Annotated in this window: 16 protein-coding genes; all 16 read left to right on the forward strand. The window is 49.9% G+C overall.

The window, feature by feature from the left end; translation table 11 throughout:
- Positions 1-31 precede the first annotated feature (31 nt).
- Entirely contained in the window at positions 32-472 is a 441-nt protein-coding gene (locus B9A14_RS02235; RefSeq protein WP_084663600.1) for a glycosyltransferase family 2 protein, read from the forward strand.
- The gene (locus B9A14_RS02240; RefSeq protein WP_157109749.1) at positions 445-1,665 is read left to right on the forward strand and encodes a GGDEF domain-containing protein; all 1,221 of its coding nucleotides are present in this window, start codon (positions 445-447) and stop codon (positions 1,663-1,665) included. Before B9A14_RS02235 ends, B9A14_RS02240 begins: the two co-directional genes overlap by 28 nt.
- The gene (locus B9A14_RS02245) at positions 1,646-3,409 is read left to right on the forward strand and encodes a DEAD/DEAH box helicase (RefSeq protein WP_084663604.1); all 1,764 of its coding nucleotides are present in this window, start codon (positions 1,646-1,648) and stop codon (positions 3,407-3,409) included. The genes B9A14_RS02240 and B9A14_RS02245 overlap by 20 nt, the downstream gene beginning before the upstream one ends.
- Positions 3,410-3,434: 25 nt before the next feature.
- Positions 3,435-4,115 carry a ComF family protein gene (locus tag B9A14_RS02250; RefSeq protein WP_084663606.1) on the forward strand — a complete coding sequence of 227 codons (681 nt, stop codon included), beginning with the start codon at positions 3,435-3,437 and terminating at the stop codon, positions 4,113-4,115.
- 326 nt (positions 4,116-4,441) lie between these two features.
- A complete protein-coding gene (locus B9A14_RS02255) occupies positions 4,442-4,639 on the forward strand; it encodes a cold shock domain-containing protein (RefSeq protein WP_084667011.1) in 198 nt (65 codons plus the stop codon).
- A gap of 123 nt (positions 4,640-4,762) precedes the next feature.
- Positions 4,763-5,293, forward strand: a complete 531-nt coding sequence (hpf, locus tag B9A14_RS02260; RefSeq protein WP_084663608.1) for a ribosome hibernation-promoting factor, HPF/YfiA family — start codon at positions 4,763-4,765, stop codon at positions 5,291-5,293.
- Positions 5,294-5,459: 166 nt separating this feature from the next.
- Positions 5,460-6,164 carry a hypothetical protein gene (locus B9A14_RS02265; protein ID WP_084663610.1) on the forward strand — a complete coding sequence of 235 codons (705 nt, stop codon included), beginning with the start codon at positions 5,460-5,462 and terminating at the stop codon, positions 6,162-6,164.
- A 117-nt stretch (positions 6,165-6,281) separates the two neighbouring features.
- Positions 6,282-8,972 (forward strand): preprotein translocase subunit SecA, encoded by a 2,691-nt coding sequence (secA, locus tag B9A14_RS02270; RefSeq protein ID WP_084663612.1) that lies wholly within the window; start codon positions 6,282-6,284, stop codon positions 8,970-8,972.
- A gap of 47 nt (positions 8,973-9,019) precedes the next feature.
- Positions 9,020-10,130 (forward strand): peptide chain release factor 2 gene (gene prfB / locus B9A14_RS02275; RefSeq protein WP_157109750.1). Its coding sequence is split into 2 segments (ribosomal slippage): positions 9,020-9,088 and positions 9,090-10,130, totalling 1,110 coding nucleotides; the frame shifts between segments, so codons are not numbered across the junction.
- Between the two features lie 150 nt (positions 10,131-10,280).
- Positions 10,281-11,672, forward strand: coding sequence for a radical SAM protein (locus B9A14_RS02280; protein WP_084663614.1), 1,392 nt, complete (start codon positions 10,281-10,283; stop codon positions 11,670-11,672).
- Positions 11,673-11,694: 22 nt separating this feature from the next.
- Entirely contained in the window at positions 11,695-12,405 is a 711-nt protein-coding gene (locus B9A14_RS02285) for a LexA family transcriptional regulator (protein ID WP_084663616.1), read from the forward strand.
- Between the two features lie 58 nt (positions 12,406-12,463).
- Entirely contained in the window at positions 12,464-13,321 is an 858-nt protein-coding gene (locus B9A14_RS02290; RefSeq protein ID WP_084663618.1) for a YitT family protein, read from the forward strand.
- Positions 13,306-14,142, forward strand: a complete 837-nt coding sequence (locus B9A14_RS02295; RefSeq protein WP_084663620.1) for a transketolase — start codon at positions 13,306-13,308, stop codon at positions 14,140-14,142. Before B9A14_RS02290 ends, B9A14_RS02295 begins: the two co-directional genes overlap by 16 nt.
- A 19-nt stretch (positions 14,143-14,161) precedes the next feature.
- A complete protein-coding gene (locus tag B9A14_RS02300) occupies positions 14,162-15,097 on the forward strand; it encodes a transketolase family protein (protein ID WP_084663622.1) in 936 nt (311 codons plus the stop codon).
- A gap of 90 nt (positions 15,098-15,187) precedes the next feature.
- The gene (ftsE, locus tag B9A14_RS02305; RefSeq protein ID WP_084663624.1) at positions 15,188-15,874 is read left to right on the forward strand and encodes a cell division ATP-binding protein FtsE; all 687 of its coding nucleotides are present in this window, start codon (positions 15,188-15,190) and stop codon (positions 15,872-15,874) included.
- Positions 15,864-16,751 carry a permease-like cell division protein FtsX gene (ftsX, locus tag B9A14_RS02310; protein WP_157109751.1) on the forward strand — a complete coding sequence of 296 codons (888 nt, stop codon included), beginning with the start codon at positions 15,864-15,866 and terminating at the stop codon, positions 16,749-16,751. The genes ftsE and ftsX overlap by 11 nt, the downstream gene beginning before the upstream one ends.
- The last annotated feature ends 14 nt before the right edge of the window (positions 16,752-16,765 follow it).

Raw genomic sequence — 16,765 nt, forward strand, 5'->3', positions numbered from 1 at the left:
ATGAACTGAAGATAGATTGAGGGGATGCCCCATGGCTTTGGTAGTATGGTATATTGTAATCTTCTTTCTTTTTATGGTAATGTTTTGGAATTTTATTTCCCTCGCCCGGGTAGGAAAGGTTAAACATCGTCTTTTGCTCCTGGTCCAGGATCAGGAAGAAGCTATAGAAGGGATACTACGGGCTATCCTATGGTGGCGTAGTTTAAAAGGATGCTGGCTGGAACTAGTGGTTATCGATTGCGGATCGCAAGACAATACGTACCGTATCCTAGAGCGTTTTAATTTCCCTTACCCTATCTGCACCGTACATTATATACCTAGGGGGAAGGAGGAGGAAGAAGACCTGGTTGGTTTCCAAAATTACTTACAGGGGCCTTATAAGCTCCTTACCTGGGATCTAAGGGACCGGCTTTCTGGTAGATTATGGTTTAGGCAAATATCTACTTGGTTGGAAAAAGATATGGTATTTTAAGGAGGAAAGATGCTAGCAGTAGCGAATTGGTAATTGACTGGTGGGAAAGCAGGGTAGGTATGGAGAAGAAATACATTTTTACTTGGCGGTTGAGCTGGCTACTGGTGGGAATAGGAGCAGGCTTCTTTGCCCTGTTAGGGGGAAGGGGTCTCTCTCTTTTTTACGGCCTGGCCCTGGCCGCCCTGCATATAACGGCAGCCCTGTTACCACCTTCTTTGTGGCAAGGCCGGTTCTGGCAGAGGGGCCTTCTTTACCTCACAAGTTTAATCCTGGGCTGGCTGTGGTTCGTTTCCCGTCGGGGTTACATAGGAGATGAGCCCTCGGGTCCCCTTTTATCTCCGATTTTATTTTTAGCTACAGGGGCGGCCCTTTTTTTGGATCAGCCTGGGGAGGCCCTTATTTTGCTCTTGGCTTCGCTTTTACCCGTCTATGGCCTGGTGTTGGCCGCGGGGGCCATGAAGTTAGTATACCACCTACCTGAATTGGGGGGATGGATAGCCCTAGGCCTTGCAGCTTGGGCTCTTTTCCATCTCTTGCGGGAGCAAAGGGAACTATCTATTAAACAGGGGGAGGCTTTAAAAAAATTAGAGCGAGAATATAGGGAGCTTAAGGATAGGTTAGCCCAGGCCGAATACTTGGCTATAACGGATCCTTTAACAGAGTTATATAACTTGCGCTATTTTGAACAGGCGCTAGAGGTATGGCTAAAGGATCTGCACTCGGCTTCCAGGCTAGCCATACTTATGGTAGATATTGATTATTTTAAAGAGATAAATGATACCTTTGGTCACCAGGTAGGTAATAGGGTGCTGGTGGAAGTGGCCAGACTTCTTAAACGGCAGGTAAGGGAGAAAGACGTGGTAGCCAGATACGGTGGGGAAGAATTCGCCCTTCTTCTCCCAGGAGCAGACCGGTATCGAGCTCAACAGGTAGCTGAGCGTATCCGGAGTGCAGTGGCTTCTTCTGTTTTTGCTTTAGATATGGGATTAGAGGTGCGGCTCACTGTAAGTATCGGTATAGCTGCGTGGCCAGAGGATGCTAGGGACAAGGGAGAGCTTATTAGGCAGGCGGATGCCGCCTTATACGTAGCTAAGACCAATGGCCGCAACATGATCTGGCCTTATTATTTAGTTGAAAAGGGAAAAGGAGAGACATTAGGAGGACTGGAACAGGATGGTACCCTCCCGGAATAGCGTTTTCTGCTGGCAGGGCTATTTATACTTAATTAAGCAGGGAGGGTACGTACAAGTAGGTTTTAGCCACCAACCCGGTCTGGATCGGGGTTTTTGGGAGTCCCAGGGTGTACTTTCCTTCGAGCTTTTGTCCCCACTACTTAATTTGGGCCTCGCCGATTTTTTACTCCGTAATTTACCTATCCATGGACTAGCGACCTCAGAATCACCGCACCAGCTTAAATCCAAGTTAGAAGCCTTAGGCCGACGTTTTGGCTTAAGTTTTTCTTTTCAGCGGGCAAGACCTCCTTTACCCCCACCCCCGGAGGAAGAGTTAAAGCTTGTACGCGAGGTGTTGTCAGGACGCCTCCTCTTTTTAGAAGAAGTTGCTCGTGCCCTGGACGAGAACGGTATAAAGGTCAAAGCTTCCCTGGCTGATATCTTGCATTATCTTTATTTACAAGGAGAATGTGAAATCTGGCCGGCGGTAGGATTTACTGAACAAGGGGTCCCTTTCTGCCGGAGATGTGGTGGAAGAGAGCATCTATTTCAAGCCCGTTGCGGGGCCTGTAATAGCCACTTTTGCTATGTATGCGAGGGCTGCCTGGAGTTAGGAGAGGCCCGTTCCTGTCGGGCCCTTTATGCCCGGGCTGAGCCTAGAAAGCACTTAAAAGGACGTAGTATCAACCCCCAACTCCCTTTCCCCTTAAAGCTTGCCCAGAGGGAGGCTTACGAGCAAGCAGCCAAGTTTGTTGAAAAAGGGGAAGAGCCCCGGTGCCTGGTTTGGGCTGTCTGCGGGGCTGGGAAAACGGAAGTGGCCTATGGCGCCATAGCAGCTGCCCTCGCTCAAGGGCGAGAAGTCCTTTATGCGTCTCCGCGCAGGGAGGTGGTTAAAGAGATATATCCTCGTTTGAGGGAGAGTTTTCCCCAAGTCAAGATAGCTGTCCTACATGGGGAGACTAGCTTAAAATTTCTCCCTGCCGAGCTAGTGGTAGCTACTGTTCACCAGGTCCTGCGGTTTTATCAGCGCTTCGACCTGGTAATCTTGGACGAAGTGGATGCCTTTCCTCTGGCGGGAGATACCCGCCTTTACTATGCCTTAGAGCGCTGCCGTCGTCCCCAGGGCCAGGTTCTATATCTTACAGCTACCCCACCCCTTAAGTTAATACGGGAAGTACGCTGGGGGGTACTCCCTGTAATTTACTTACCCGCCCGCCACCACGGATATCCCCTTCCGGAACCTGAGCTAGTAGTAATTAGAAATCTTAAGGCCCAAGGCCAGTTGCCTTTCCCTTTAGAGAAATTTTTCCAGCTTAGTCTGGTAGTAGACCGGGCCAAAGTTATAGTTTTTGTACCTACGGTAGAATTGGTTGGGGATACAGTAGGATGGCTCCAAAGTTTTTTTGAGTACCAGGGCCAGGAATACGTCCGGGGATGTTATGCTGCGTCACCAGAGCGGGAAGAGGTCTTGGCTTCCTTCCGCCAGGGTGCTTTTCCTGTACTGGTAACCACTACAGTTATGGAACGTGGGGTTACTTTACCCCGCTTGAACGTTCTTGTCCTGTTTGCCGACCATCGCTATGTCTTCGATGAGAACACCTTGATCCAATTGGCTGGTCGCGCTGGGAGAACATCTGAATATCCCCAGGCCAGGGTATGGTTCGTAGCCAGGAAAGTTAGCCCGGAGATGGCTAAAGCCTTAGAGACCATCAGGTGGTTTAATCGTATGGCTGGGGAGAAAGGGTATCTAAAGAGTTATAGATAAATGGGTTTTCCTAGGAGGGCAAAATATGGGAAAGTGCTCCTTCTGTGGAAAGTGGGTATCCCAGGGTATCCTTTGTCCCGTTTGTATCAGGGCCCTGGAAGAGTGGAAAAGGGAGTTTCGGGTTTGCTTTTTATGCGGCCGTCTAATGGGTAAGGAGGTATCCCAGGAACTTTGCCCCCAATGCCAAGAGGAAAGGCCTCCCTTCCGCCTGGCCCGCGCCGTAGGTCCTTACCGGGGTTTATTAAGGGATATTATCCTTGAGTTTAAATATAAAGGCCGGCGCTCCCTTTATCGGCCCCTCGCTTACCTTTTAGCGCAAGCTGTGGCAGCAGAGCCTCTATTTGGGGAACCCCAGGTAGTGGTACCAGTTCCCTTGGCCCGCGAGCGGCTCCGGGAGCGAGCTTTTAATCAAGCAGAATTGTTAGCCTGGGAAGTAGGGCGGCTCTTAGGCCTTAAATTTTTTGGCGATGTATTGCTTAAAGGACGGGACACCCTCTCCCAGGCTGGGCTTAGTCGCCAAGCCCGGTGGCTAAACCTTAAAGATAGTTTCACCGTGGGAGCTACCTCAATAGTGACTGGACAAGACGTGCTGCTTGTTGACGATGTGTTGACTACTGGGGCCACAGCGGCTGCCTGTACTACAGTGTTGTTGCAGGCAGGAGCCCGTTCGGTGTGTGTAGTTACTTTAGCTACAGGCGTTTTTTAAAAAACGATAGGATTCGAGCTGTATTTTACCTTTTTCTTCTTGCTACGACACATTTTTTCTCCTTCCACATAGGAGTCCACAATATAGGGGCAGAGTTTCCAAGTTATTAACAGAGTTATCCACGTTATCCACAGGGATACGGGCTTGTCTTAAGCCTTAGGACAGGTGTTTTCGACAAGACAGCGTATGACAAAGGAAATTTTAACGGCCTAAACTTTTGACATGTGCTGCCTTCCGTGGTATAATGGCACTGCTTCTCGGGTTCAAAAAGCCTGGGGGTAACAATTTAAATAAATCTTTAAGGAGGAAGGTTGTTTTTTATGAAAATGTTGGGCAAGGTTAAATGGTTTAGCCCGCAAAAGGGGTACGGATTTATCGCTGGAGAGGATGGGAAGGATGTATTTGTGCACTATTCAGCTATCCAGGAGAAGGGTTTCAAAAGCCTAACTCCCGGGCAGGAAGTGGAGTTTGAGATTGTAGAGGGACCGCGTGGCCCCCAGGCGGCTAACGTGGTAAAGCGATAACAAAGGGAATATAAAAGAGCCCCGGAACACCGGGGCTTTTTAACATGGATGGCAGGAAATTGCCCTTTAAGCGGGAATAATATTTGGTAAAAGCCTAAAGATGGCATGAGGGGTGTTAAGTCCATGCGCTTGGTTGTGCGGGGTAAGAACTTTGAGGTTTCCGATGCCCTTCGCCAGTACGCGGAAAAGCGCCTTAAGAAACTAGAGAGATTCTTGGGTGAGGAAGTAGAAGTCCAGGTAACCATGTCAGTAAGCCGGGATAGGCATATTGTGGAGGTTACAGTGCCCCTGGACGGGTATTTACTGCGCGGGGAAGAAGCTACAGGAGATATGTATGGTTCTATTGATCTTGTTTTGGAAAAACTGGAAAAGCAGATGGAAAAATATAAAACTCGGTTGGCTAAGAAAGTCAAGGGGAATGCCTTGAAAGAAGAAGCTATTATTTCACTCCTTAAGGAAGAGGAAACTGAGGAACCCAAGGTGGTGCGTACCAAACGCTTTCCTATCAAGCCCATGAGCGTAGAAGAGGCTATACTACAGATGAATCTTCTAGGACATAATTTCTTTGTATTTGCCAATGCGGAGACCGAACAAGTAAATGTCCTTTATCGGCGGAAGGATGGTAATTACGGGCTGATCGAGCCAGAATTATAAAACCCGAACTTCTTTTTTTGCTCTGCTCACCCTTCCCCATGGGAGGGAAATCCTTCTGTAAAGCGAAATTAACGTAAAGTTAAGATATAAGGTCCTTAGATATAAGGTCCTTACAGGAAGTTTTGTAAGGGAGATTTTGCCACGGGGAGAAGGGTGAGGAGGCAAATTGGTCGCTGAAAAATCTACTGAACCGATAGCCGCAGCAGAATATGAACGCGTAATATGCCAAGTTAAGGGGGTACTTTCAGCCCGTCTGGTGACAGGTGTGGATGGGCAAATCGAGGAGATCCACGTCTTGGCTACCCCTGACCGGAATCCCAAGCAAGTGGTACGGGATATTGAGACCGCTGTTTTAGTACAGCTAGGTACTACTCTAGATCGTAAAAAGATTAGCGTAGCCCAGTTGGAAGAAGGAGTGGCTGGGGCTGACCATGTAAATGAGGCTGGTGCATCTTGCGGGAGGGCCCGGCGAACCCAGCTCCGGTTGGTTCGCTTGGGCTTTTTTTCCCGGGGTATCCGCCTGGAAGCCAATGTAACGGTAGAGATAGGTGAGGAAGGTAACTTCTATGAAGGTAGTGCTATAGGCGCCAATATGCCTGGTAAAGGCTGCTACTTGGTAGCCCAGGCCACCCTAGAAGCAATTAAGAAATACTTAGGGGAAAGCTGTATATTGACCTTAGAGGATCTTCTGCAGCTGGAAGTGGCTAAAACGCGAGCGATCCTAGTGGTTATAGGTATGTTAGGAGATTGGGGACGTGAACGTCTGGCGGGGATAGCTTTTTTGGATGAGAGCCCTGATGAGCTGCAAGCTACGGGTACGGCTGTTTTGAGGGCTCTAGCTTGCCGGTTCTGCATACATGTACATACATAGACCTGATTGCCTTTCTGCTAGAAAAAGTGCTACAATAAAAGTGATGTATAGGAGGCAAGCAAGGAAGGTCGAGGGGGTACTCTTCCCCCTCGCTTTATTCCAAAGGGGAGATATCCCGTGTTGGGGTTGCTTAAAACTATATTAGACGATAATGCCCGGGAGATTAAGAAGCTTTCCCAAAAAGTACAGCTTATAAACTCTTTAGAACCCGAGATCAGCGCCCTAAGGGATGAAGAGCTTCAATCCAAGACTCCGGAGTTCCGCCGGCGCCTGGAGAGGGGTGCTACTCTAGATGATCTTTTACCTGAGGCCTTTGCAGTGGTACGGGAAGTAGCGCGGCGGGTTCTAGGTATGCGCCATTTTGATGTCCAGCTTATGGGGGGCATTGTGCTGCACCAGGGCCGCATTGCGGAGATGAAAACGGGAGAAGGAAAGACCCTGGTGGCTACCTTGCCGGCTTATCTTAATGCTTTAACGGGCCGGGGGGTTCATATTGTAACCGTAAATGATTATCTAGCTCGGCGAGATAGCGAGTGGATGGGTAAGATCTATCGCTTTTTGGGTCTAAATGTGGGACTAATTGTCCATGGGTTAAGCACCCAGGAGCGACGCCGGGCCTATGCTGCTGACATAACTTACGGCACCAATAATGAATTCGGCTTCGACTACTTGCGGGATAATATGGCTTTGCACCCGGATGAACTCGTCCAGCGGGAACTCCATTATGCTATCATCGATGAAGTGGATAGCATCCTCATAGATGAGGCCAGAACACCCCTTATCATTTCTGGCCAGGCGGAAAAGCCTACGGAAATGTATTACCGTATAGCTCGTATCATTCCTAAGCTTAAAGCTGGTGAAGATTACCATGTAGATGAAAAGGCTAAAGTAGCCACCCTGACTGAGGCTGGGGTAGCCAAGGTAGAAAAGCTTCTAGGTATTGATAACCTGTATGACGATGCTAATATAGAGCTAGCCCACCATGTCCTTCAGGCCCTAAAGGCCCACACCCTTATGAAGCGGGACCGGGATTATGTGGTTAAAGATGGCCAGGTGATAATCGTAGATGAATTTACTGGAAGGCTTATGTTCGGCCGGAGGTATAGCGAAGGTCTCCACCAGGCCATCGAGGCCAAAGAAGGGGTAAAGATAGAGCGGGAAACCCAAACCTTGGCCACTATAACCTTCCAGAACTATTTCCGTATGTATGAAAAGCTGGCTGGTATGACCGGTACGGCCGCCACAGAAGAGGAAGAGTTCCGGAAGATTTATGGGCTGGATGTGGTAGTGATACCCACCCATAAGCCCATGATTCGCATCGATTATCCGGATGTGATTTACCGAACGGAAGAAGGAAAATTCCGCGCTGTTGTGGAGGAGATAGCTCAGCGACATGCTAAGGGACAACCGGTACTGGTGGGCACTACCTCCATTGAAAAATCTGAACGCTTGAGTGAAATGCTTAAGAAACGGGGTATTCCCCACCAGGTGCTCAATGCTAAATACCACGAAAGGGAAGCTGAAATTATAGCCCAGGCCGGTCGTCTAGGCGCGGTGACCATCGCTACCAACATGGCGGGCCGGGGTACGGATATTATGCTGGGGGGGAATCCTGAGTACCTGGCCAAGGAAAGGATGCGCCGGGAAGGTTACCCGCCAGAGATCATCGCCGAAGCCACAGGTTTTGGCCCTGTCTCCTCCCCGGAGGTAGAAGAGGCCCGCCGTGTGTTTAGGCAGTATTTAGAAGAGGCCCGGAAGGAAACCGAGGTTGAACACCAGAAGGTAGTAGCCTTAGGTGGCCTCCATATCATAGGGACCGAGCGGCACGAGGCACGGCGCATAGATAACCAGCTCAGGGGCCGCGCCGGCCGTCAGGGAGATCCGGGCTCTACCCGGTTTTACCTCTCCTTAGAAGACGATCTCATGCGCCTTTTCGGAGCAGAAAACATCGCTGGGCTTTTGGACCGCCTGGGGATGGATGATAGTCACCCTATAGACCATCCCCTGGTGTCCCGTTCTATAGAAGCAGCCCAGAAGAAGGTAGAAGCCTATAACTTTGATCTGCGCAAACATGTCTTGGAATACGACGATGTGTTAAACCAGCAGCGGGAGATTATTTACCGCCAGCGGCGCCAGGTGCTTATGGGCGAAAACTTGCGGCCCATCATTGAAGATATGATAACTACGGTGGTGGACCGCACTATAGAACGGTTTGCCGGGGATAGCAAATATCCAGAGGAATGGGACTGGGAGGGCTTCCTGGATTACGCTGGGAAACTATTTCTTCCTGGCTGCGACCGGGCTCTGGCGGACGAGTTACGGAAGATGAATAAAGAAGAGGTTTATACTTTCCTGCGGGAGAAGGCCCTAGAGCTTTACCGGCAGCGAGAGAAAGAATTGGGTGCGGAGACACTAAAGGAGCTTGAGCGGGTTATCCTCCTTAGGGTAGTGGATGCTAAGTGGATGGATCATTTGGATGCTATGGACCAGCTCCGGCAGGGTATAGGTCTTAGAGCTTATGGCCAGCGGGATCCTTTAGTAGAGTACAAGTTTGAGGCCTACCAAATGTTCCAGGAGATGGTCGCCTCTATCCAGGAAGAGGTTGTCCGGTATTTGTACCATGTTAAGTTAGCTATACCAGAGGAAAGACGGCCCCGGAAGCTCATTGAAAACCGCTACCAGGAAGAAGGCCCTCGCCAACCCATCCGGCGCGAACAGAAGATAGGCCGCAATGATCCCTGCCCCTGCGGTAGCGGCAAGAAATATAAGAAATGCTGTGGAGCCCTTAAGGGGGCTAGCAGCATGTAGAGGGGATTGACCGCACGCCTTAAATTAGAGGTAGGAGGGAGGAAGTAATGCTAGAAGATCTGAAGCCCTATTTTATAGAGCTTAAAGAACACCTAGAAGAATTGAGGGTTTCTCTTTGACCTGGATAAGAAGCAGGAAGAAATAGCCAGCCTGGAAGCTGAGATGGGTTATCCAGGCTTCTGGGAGGATCGGGAACGGGCAGAAGAGGTTACCCGGCGAGTAAGCTTTTTAAGGGAAAGGGTTAAGCGCTGGGAGGAACTGGCCAATAAGTTACAGAACTTGTATGAGCTTTGGGAGTTAGCTATAGCTGAAGGGGATCACTCCTTAGAGCCGGAGCTTGAGGAAGAATTGGAAAGTTTAAAGGCCCGGGTGGAAAGGATAACTTTAGACACTCTGCTTACCGGGCCCTATGACCGGAATAATGCTATATTATCCCTGCACCCTGGAGCAGGGGGAACGGAATCCCAGGATTGGGCGGCCATGCTCTTAAGGATGTATATGCGCTGGGCTGAGGAGCGCGGGTTTGAAGTAGAGATACTGGATTATCTAGAAGGTGAAGAAGCAGGTATAAAGAGCGCGACGCTACTCATAAAAGGGGAAAACGCTTATGGGTACCTTAAGGCGGAAAAGGGGGTCCACCGTCTGGTACGTATCTCCCCCTTTGACGCTGCTGGACGACGGCATACCTCCTTTGCTTCAGTGGAAGTGATCCCCGAAGTGGAGTTCGATAACGAGGTGGAAATACGGCCGGAGGACCTCAAAATAGATACCTTTCGTTCCCAAGGTGCAGGAGGCCAGCACGTTAATAAAACGGATTCTGCTGTACGTATCACCCACTTACCTACAGGTATTGTAGTGACCTGCCAGAACGAGCGCTCCCAGCATGCTAATAAGCTTACGGCTTTAAAGATTTTAAGGGCTAAGCTCCTAGAAAGGAAACTGAAAGAGCAAGAAGAGGAGCTTTTGCGGCTTAAGGGAGAACAGCGGGAGATCGCCTGGGGGAATCAGATCCGTTCCTATGTTTTTCATCCCTATAGCCTAGTAAAGGACCACCGCACAGGCGTGGAAATAGGGAATGTCCAGGCAGTAATGGACGGTTGGTTGGATCCCTTTATTAAGGCCTACTTACAGCAGCAGATTAACAAAGGGCTCTCTTAAAAAAGAGAGCCCAACTTTTTCCTTGACAGGTTTTGTTCCTTGCCTTAATATGGTATTAGTATTTTGGGTCTTTTGGGACATAACTTTAGGGATTTTTGGGTATCTTGGCTACTAGAGCATCCCTACACCTAAAAAGGGAGGAGGAAGCCCATGGCTTTACCTAGCAATTGGCAAGCGGCTAAAAAGTTGGTAGCGGAGAGAACCTTACAGGAGGTTTTCAGATATATAGAGCGCAATCCGGAGGAAAACTTCCCTCGCCTCTTGGGTATTGCGCGCCTTATAGCCCGTAAAGAAGAACATAAACAGCAGATAGAAAGTCTCCTTAGGGTCTACCAGCAAAATCCTGCCATCCGAGCTTATGTAAACCGCCTGTTTACAGAGCTCCATCCTAACGTAAAAAAGCGTATGGTATATAATTGGTTTGTAAACGCTATGCTCTTAGGTATCCCCCGGCAACAGCAAGTGGAAGAGGAAACTGGTATCCACATACCTAACTTTTTCTTGATCGATCCTACCAGCGCCTGTAACTTGCGGTGTTATGGCTGTTGGGCAGGGGAATATGCCAAGCATGATACCTTGGAGCTTGACTTAGTGGATCGGTTGTGCCGGGAGGCCAAGGAAGTAGGTATTTATTGGTTAGTCATGTCCGGAGGGGAGCCTTTCTTATGGCCCCATCTATTTGAACTAGCCCAGAGGCACCAGGATATGGCCTTTATGTTATACACCAATGGTACCCTTATAACCGATGAGATAGCCGACCGCATTGTGGAAGTGGGCAATATTTCGCCGGCCATAAGTCTTGAGGGATGGCGAGAGCGGACAGATGCCCGCCGCGGACGGGGAGTCTTCGACCGGGTAATAGCCGCTATGGACCGCCTGCGGCAGCGAGGAGCAGTCTTCGGAGCTTCTATTACCATTACTAGGGAAAATGTAGAAGAAGTAACTAGCGACGAGTTTGTGGATTTCTTAATCGAGCATGGTGTGGCTTATGTGTGGACTTTCCATTACATTCCTGTGGGTCGGGATCCGGATCTCTCCCTGGTGATAACTCCTGAGCAGAGGGCTTATTTGGCCGAACGCATTCCTTACCTCCGTACCCATAAACCCATTCAGATGGCCGATTTCTGGAATGATGGCGAATTAACAGGTGGGTGCATAGCCGGCGGTCGGCGTTACTTCCATATTACCGCTAGCGGTGATGTGGAACCTTGCGCTTTTGTCCATTTTGCTGTAGATAATATTAAAGAGAAAACTTTGAAGGAGGTCCTGGCCTCACCTTTCTTCCGGGCTTACCAGCGCCGCCAGCCTTTCAGCCCCAACCTTCTTCGCCCCTGCCCCATTATAGATGTGCCAGAAGCCCTGCGGGAGATTGTGGCGGAGACGGGGGCTCGTCCTACCCATCCGGGAGCGGAAATGGTTCTTAAGGGTTCCATCGGTTCCTTCTTGGACATGAACTCTAGGCGGTGGGCTGAGGTAGCCGATACTATCTGGCAAAAGCGGCATCCTGAGGATAGAGCAAGGGAATGGACAGCAGCAAGATAAGAATAAGGGAGCGATTAGAGAAGTGCTTACCAAAAGGCGGCTCCAGTTCTTAAACAAGATAAAGTCTTTATATGAAGAAAGCGCGGCTCCAGTCCACTATGCTACGGTGGCTGAAAAGCTAAAGGTGAGCAAGTGGACAGCTTATGATCTCTTGCGCGAACTAGAAAAGGATGGTTTCTTGCGCCGAGAGTATGTAGTTAACACTACAGAAAAGCTACCTGGCCGCTCCATGATAATGTTTGTTCCCACTTCCAAGGCCTATCAAATGGAAGCAGTAGAGGGAGAAGGGGGAAATCATCTTCACTGGTACCAGGACTGGCAGGAAGTTAAAGAGAGATTGCTTAAGATTTTTTCTGGGCTGTCGCCTCAAGAAGCTAAAGGGGCGGTAACCCAGCTCCTCCAGGAAATAAAAGGTAAAGAGCACCCCCTTATTTTAGCCACTTACACCTTAACTGTTTTATTGCTTTGCCTTAAAACTTTCGGGGAGAAGGGCTTGAATTTAATGCGAGCTGCTCTGCAACGGGTAACCGGGCCAGAGATGGGTCTTGTTCTAGCCACAGGTACAGGGTTGGGGTTGGCAGCTCATACCTCCCCTCATCTTCCCTTCGTAGGGCAGGTTACGGGACTAATCCACCGTTTTCACGAGCAACTGGATAAATTTACTAACCGCGAAAAAAAGCTGTTATCTGATTTTCTTAAAGAAGCCCTTGAACGTTCCCTTGGAGTAGGATAATCTTTTAGCCCGGGGGAGTAAATTCCCGGGCTTTTTCATGTAGGAGTACCTAACTTTTATGTGGAAAACAGTAAAACAGCACCCTATAGGGAGCTATTTAGGGATTACAGCTGGCTGTGCCCTTACGGCAGTGGGGCTAGCCCTTTTTTTAGTACCCAACAGAATAGCAGCTGGCGGGGTAAGCGGCCTGGCCACGGTCCTCCATTATGTTCTGGGGGTACCGGTGGGGCTAACCATGCTGGTTCTCAATGTCCCCTTATTTTTAGCTGGGCTTAAGATATTAGGTTTTCATTTTGGCCTTAAAACTTTATACGGCACTGTAGTTCTTTCCGTATTAACCGATTTCCTGGTCTGGGTAGCTAGGCCACCTACCTTTAATCCTCTCTTGGCCTCCATTTATGGTGGACTGCTTACCGGGGCTGGATTGGGGGTGGTTTTCCGCTTTGGCGGTAGTACCGGGGGTACAGATCTGGCCGCGCTGCTCTTTCGCAAACTTTTACATATAAGCGCTGGGATGGGGCTCCTTGTTACAGATGCCCTGGTTATAGGTTTGGCGGGGCTAGTTTTTAATATGGAGCTGGCCCTGTACGCGTTACTTTCCCTTTTTCTTACCAGCCGGGCTATAGATGCCATCCAGGAGGGGAGCGGATACGCTAAGGCGGCTATAATTATCTCGGATCATAGCGAGGAGATCGCCCGGCGTATCTTGACGGAGCTGGACCGGGGGGCAACCGGTATTCAGGGAAGGGGGCTTTATACCAGGAAGGAGCGGGAGATACTCTTGGTGGTGGTACATCGTTCAGAAGTAACCCGCCTTAAAGATTTGGTGGCCACCCTTGATCCCCAGGCCTTTGTTATAGTGAGTAATGTGCACGAAGTATTAGGAGAAGGTTTTCGGGAATGGAGGGAAGTGTAACCTTGGACCTGATAGAATTTTTGCAGGAGAAGGCTCGCCTTATCCGGCGGGATATAATCACCATGATCGGGAGAGCAGGATCCGGTCATCCTGGAGGATCTTTATCTGGAGTGGAAATTGTTACAGCCTTATATTTTCACCTTATGCGGGTGGACCCGCAGAATCCCGAATGGCCTGACCGGGATCGCTTTATACTTTCTAAAGGGCACGCCGCACCCCTTCTTTATGCCGCTTTGGCCCGCCGGGGTTACTTCCCACCAGAGGAACTCCTCACTTTAAGGAAGCTCGGTAGCCGCCTCCAAGGCCATCCTGACCGCAAATCCCTACCTGGAGTAGAGATGTCCACGGGGTCCCTAGGCCAGGGGTTGGCGGTGGCCAATGGGTTAGCCCTAGCTGCTCGTCTGGATGGACGTGACTTCCGCATTTATGTTTTACTGGGCGATGGCGAGTTAGAAGAGGGTATGGTGTGGGAGGCGGCTATGGCTGCTGCCCATTATAAGTTGGACCGGATAACGGCCTTTGTAGACCATAACCGCCTTCAGATCGATGGTCCTATAGAGGAAGTGTTGTCCCCGGAGCCTGTATCCGATAAATTCCGCGCCTTCGGCTGGGAAGTGCTGGTCATCGATGGCCATGATTTTCGCCAGATAATCCAGGCTGTGCACCGCGCCTGGGAGGTTAAAGGTAAACCTACGGTTATCATAGCGGAAACTGTTAAAGGTAAGGGTGTATCTTTCATGGAAAACCAGGTGGGTTGGCATGGCGTGGCGCCAAAGCCACAAGAAGTGGAAAAGGCCCTGGCCGAGCTGGGTGGGTCTTAAGTCAAGGAGGAGAGATCTTATGTCCAAAATTTCTACACGGGAAGCCTATGGCCGGGCCCTGGTAGAGCTGGGCCGCCAGGACGAACGTGTGGTGGTCTTAGATGCGGATCTATCCAAATCTACTAAAACCGAGTATTTTGCCAAGGAATTTCCCCACCGGTTTTTTAATTTAGGAATCGCCGAGCAAAGCCTTATGGGTACTGCGGCTGGGTTAGCCCTGGGAGGCAAGATACCCTTTGCCAGTACCTTTGCTGTATTTGCTACAGGCCGAGCCTTTGATCAAGTACGCAATTCCATAGCTTATCCCAAGCTCAACGTTAAGATCGCGGCCACCCATGCAGGGATCACGGTGGGAGAAGACGGGGCTTCCCATCAGTCGGTGGAAGATCTGGCCTTAATGCGGGCGGTACCTAATATGACAGTCTTAGTCCCCGCTGACGCTGTAGAAACGCGCCAGGCAGTGTTTGCAGCAGCTAAATATGAGGGGCCTGTTTACCTCCGCCTAGGCCGGATGAATGTACCCGTGATCTATGATGAGGATTATCGCTTTACCATCGGCCGGGCCCACTGGCTTAAAAAGGGGCGGGATGTCACCATCATAGCCTGTGGGATTATGGTGGCTTTAGCTTTAGAGGCTTCTAAAGATTTGGAGGCAGAGGGGTTAAGTATAGGGGTGATAAATATGAGCACTCTGAAACCCCTAGACAGGGAAGTTGTATTGGCTGCTGCACGGGAAAGTAAAGCACTGGTGACTGCTGAGGAACATAGCATTATCGGAGGGCTGGGGAGCGCAGTGGCTGAAGTCCTGGCTGAAGAGTGTCCTAAACCCTTAAAAAGGATAGGGGTGCCGGACACCTTCGGGGAATCGGGGACCCCGGAAGAGCTTATGAGCAAATACGGCTTGACTGTACAAGATATAAAGAAGGCTATAAAGGAAGTTCTCCTACAAAAATAGACGGGTCAAGAGGAATTTAAAGAGCTATGTCGAAAAACAACCCTACGGGGTTGTTTCTTTTTTGACCGTTTCTGGGGGTGGGGTAAAGGTTTGATCCAGTTTTTTAATGTTACCAAAGTTTACAAGGGAGATATTTACGCCCTTAAAGATATTACGGTAAAAATCGATAAGGGTGAGTTTGTATTCCTTGTCGGTCCTAGCGGTGCTGGCAAGACCACCTTTATCCGGCTTCTTTTTCGGGAGGAACTCCCTACTAAAGGTCAAATATTGGTAGGGGGGCGGAGCATAACTAGGTTGCGCCCTAAAGAGATCCCTTTTTTACGTCGCAACATCGGTGTAGTTTTTCAGGACTTCCGCCTTCTACCCGACCGTACTGTATATGAAAACGTAGCTTTTGCCTTGCAAGTTCTAGAGGTGCCTCCTAAAGAGATAAAAGCCAGGGTAGAAGAGGTGTTAGCGCGGGTGGGGCTTTCGGGAAGGGCCCATCTTTTCCCCCACCAACTATCTGGAGGCGAGCAGCAGCGCACGGCCATTGCCCGGGCTATTGTGAATAAGCCGCGGATCTTGGTAGCCGACGAGCCAACTGGTAACCTGGATCCCGTTACTTCCCGGGAGATCATCTCCTTACTGGTAGATATCAACCGTCTAGGTACCACGGTGATTATAGCCACCCATGCTTGGGATATTGTGAACAGCCTGAAGAAACGGGTTATTGCCCTGGATAAGGGGTGCCTGGTCCGCGACGACCGGGAAGGGGTTTATGGTTATGAAGCTTAGGACTTGGGGGTACTTTTTCCGGCAAGCCTTCCTCTCCTTATGGCGAAACGCTTGGATGAGTATGGCGGCAGGTACCAGTGTGGCCGTAACCCTCTTTATCCTAGGTGCCTTTATTCTTTTAGTTTTGAATATCAACTTTATTGCCCTGGCCCTTCAATCCAACTTGGAGATAGCTGCGTTTTTACGCGTGGATACCCCCCGATCCCAAGCGCTAGCCTTAAAGCATCAAATCCAAAACCTACCTGGGGTCAAGGAAGTGGAGCTAGTAACCAAAGAGCAAGGTCTTAAAATTTTAGCCCAACAATTTGGAAGCGAAGAAGAACTCCTCGGGGCTACCGGCGGTGTTAACCCCTTACCTGACTATTTCCGTATTAAGGTGGAAGATGCATCCCGCATAAGTGAAATAGCAGCCGCTATCCAAAACCTTCCGGCTGTGGAAAAGGTTAATTATGGCCAGGCGGTGGTGGAAAGGTTGCTGGCTGTGATCCGCTGGCTCCGGTACTTAGGGGTGGGGATAATCGGTTTGCTAGGGATAGCTTCTCTTATGCTTTTGATGATCACTATTCGCCTGGCTGTCTATGCTCGGCGCCGGGAGATTAACATTATGAAATATGTGGGAGCGACCGATTGGTTCATCCGCTGGCCCTTTTTGCTGGAAGGCTTACTTATAGGTCTCTTCGGTGGAGGGGTGGCTGCTGGGATCTTGGCCTGGGGGTACGGCCCCTTAACCCATAAAATCAAGCTTAGCCTTTTTTTCCTTCCCTTAATTGAAGATCCAGCGGTAGTTCGCTATACCACGCTGGGGCTGGTGGGCGGAGGAGGGTTTGTAGGTGCCTTAGGGAGCCTCCTTGCCATCCACCGTTTTCTAAAGGTTTAATTAGCCCTTATAAA

The organism is Thermanaeromonas toyohensis ToBE, assembly GCF_900176005.1.
Lineage (GTDB): Bacteria > Bacillota > DSM-521 > Neomoorellales > Neomoorellaceae > Thermanaeromonas > Thermanaeromonas toyohensis.

What these genes read in the sequence shown, in the direction of transcription:
- B9A14_RS02235 (WP_084663600.1), top strand. Translation starts at nt 32, where the DNA reads ATGGCTTTGGTAGTATGGTATATTGTAATCTTCTTTCTTTTTATGGTA.
- B9A14_RS02245 (WP_084663604.1), top strand. Translation starts at nt 1,646, where the DNA reads ATGGTACCCTCCCGGAATAGCGTTTTCTGCTGGCAGGGCTATTTATAC.
- B9A14_RS02250 (WP_084663606.1), top strand. Translation starts at nt 3,435, where the DNA reads ATGGGAAAGTGCTCCTTCTGTGGAAAGTGGGTATCCCAGGGTATCCTT.
- B9A14_RS02255 (WP_084667011.1), top strand. Translation starts at nt 4,442, where the DNA reads ATGTTGGGCAAGGTTAAATGGTTTAGCCCGCAAAAGGGGTACGGATTT.
- hpf (WP_084663608.1), top strand. Translation starts at nt 4,763, where the DNA reads ATGCGCTTGGTTGTGCGGGGTAAGAACTTTGAGGTTTCCGATGCCCTT.
- B9A14_RS02280 (WP_084663614.1), top strand. Translation starts at nt 10,281, where the DNA reads ATGGCTTTACCTAGCAATTGGCAAGCGGCTAAAAAGTTGGTAGCGGAG.
- B9A14_RS02290 (WP_084663618.1), top strand. Translation starts at nt 12,464, where the DNA reads ATGTGGAAAACAGTAAAACAGCACCCTATAGGGAGCTATTTAGGGATT.
- B9A14_RS02295 (WP_084663620.1), top strand. Translation starts at nt 13,306, where the DNA reads ATGGAGGGAAGTGTAACCTTGGACCTGATAGAATTTTTGCAGGAGAAG.
- B9A14_RS02300 (WP_084663622.1), top strand. Translation starts at nt 14,162, where the DNA reads ATGTCCAAAATTTCTACACGGGAAGCCTATGGCCGGGCCCTGGTAGAG.
- ftsX (WP_157109751.1), top strand. Translation starts at nt 15,864, where the DNA reads ATGAAGCTTAGGACTTGGGGGTACTTTTTCCGGCAAGCCTTCCTCTCC.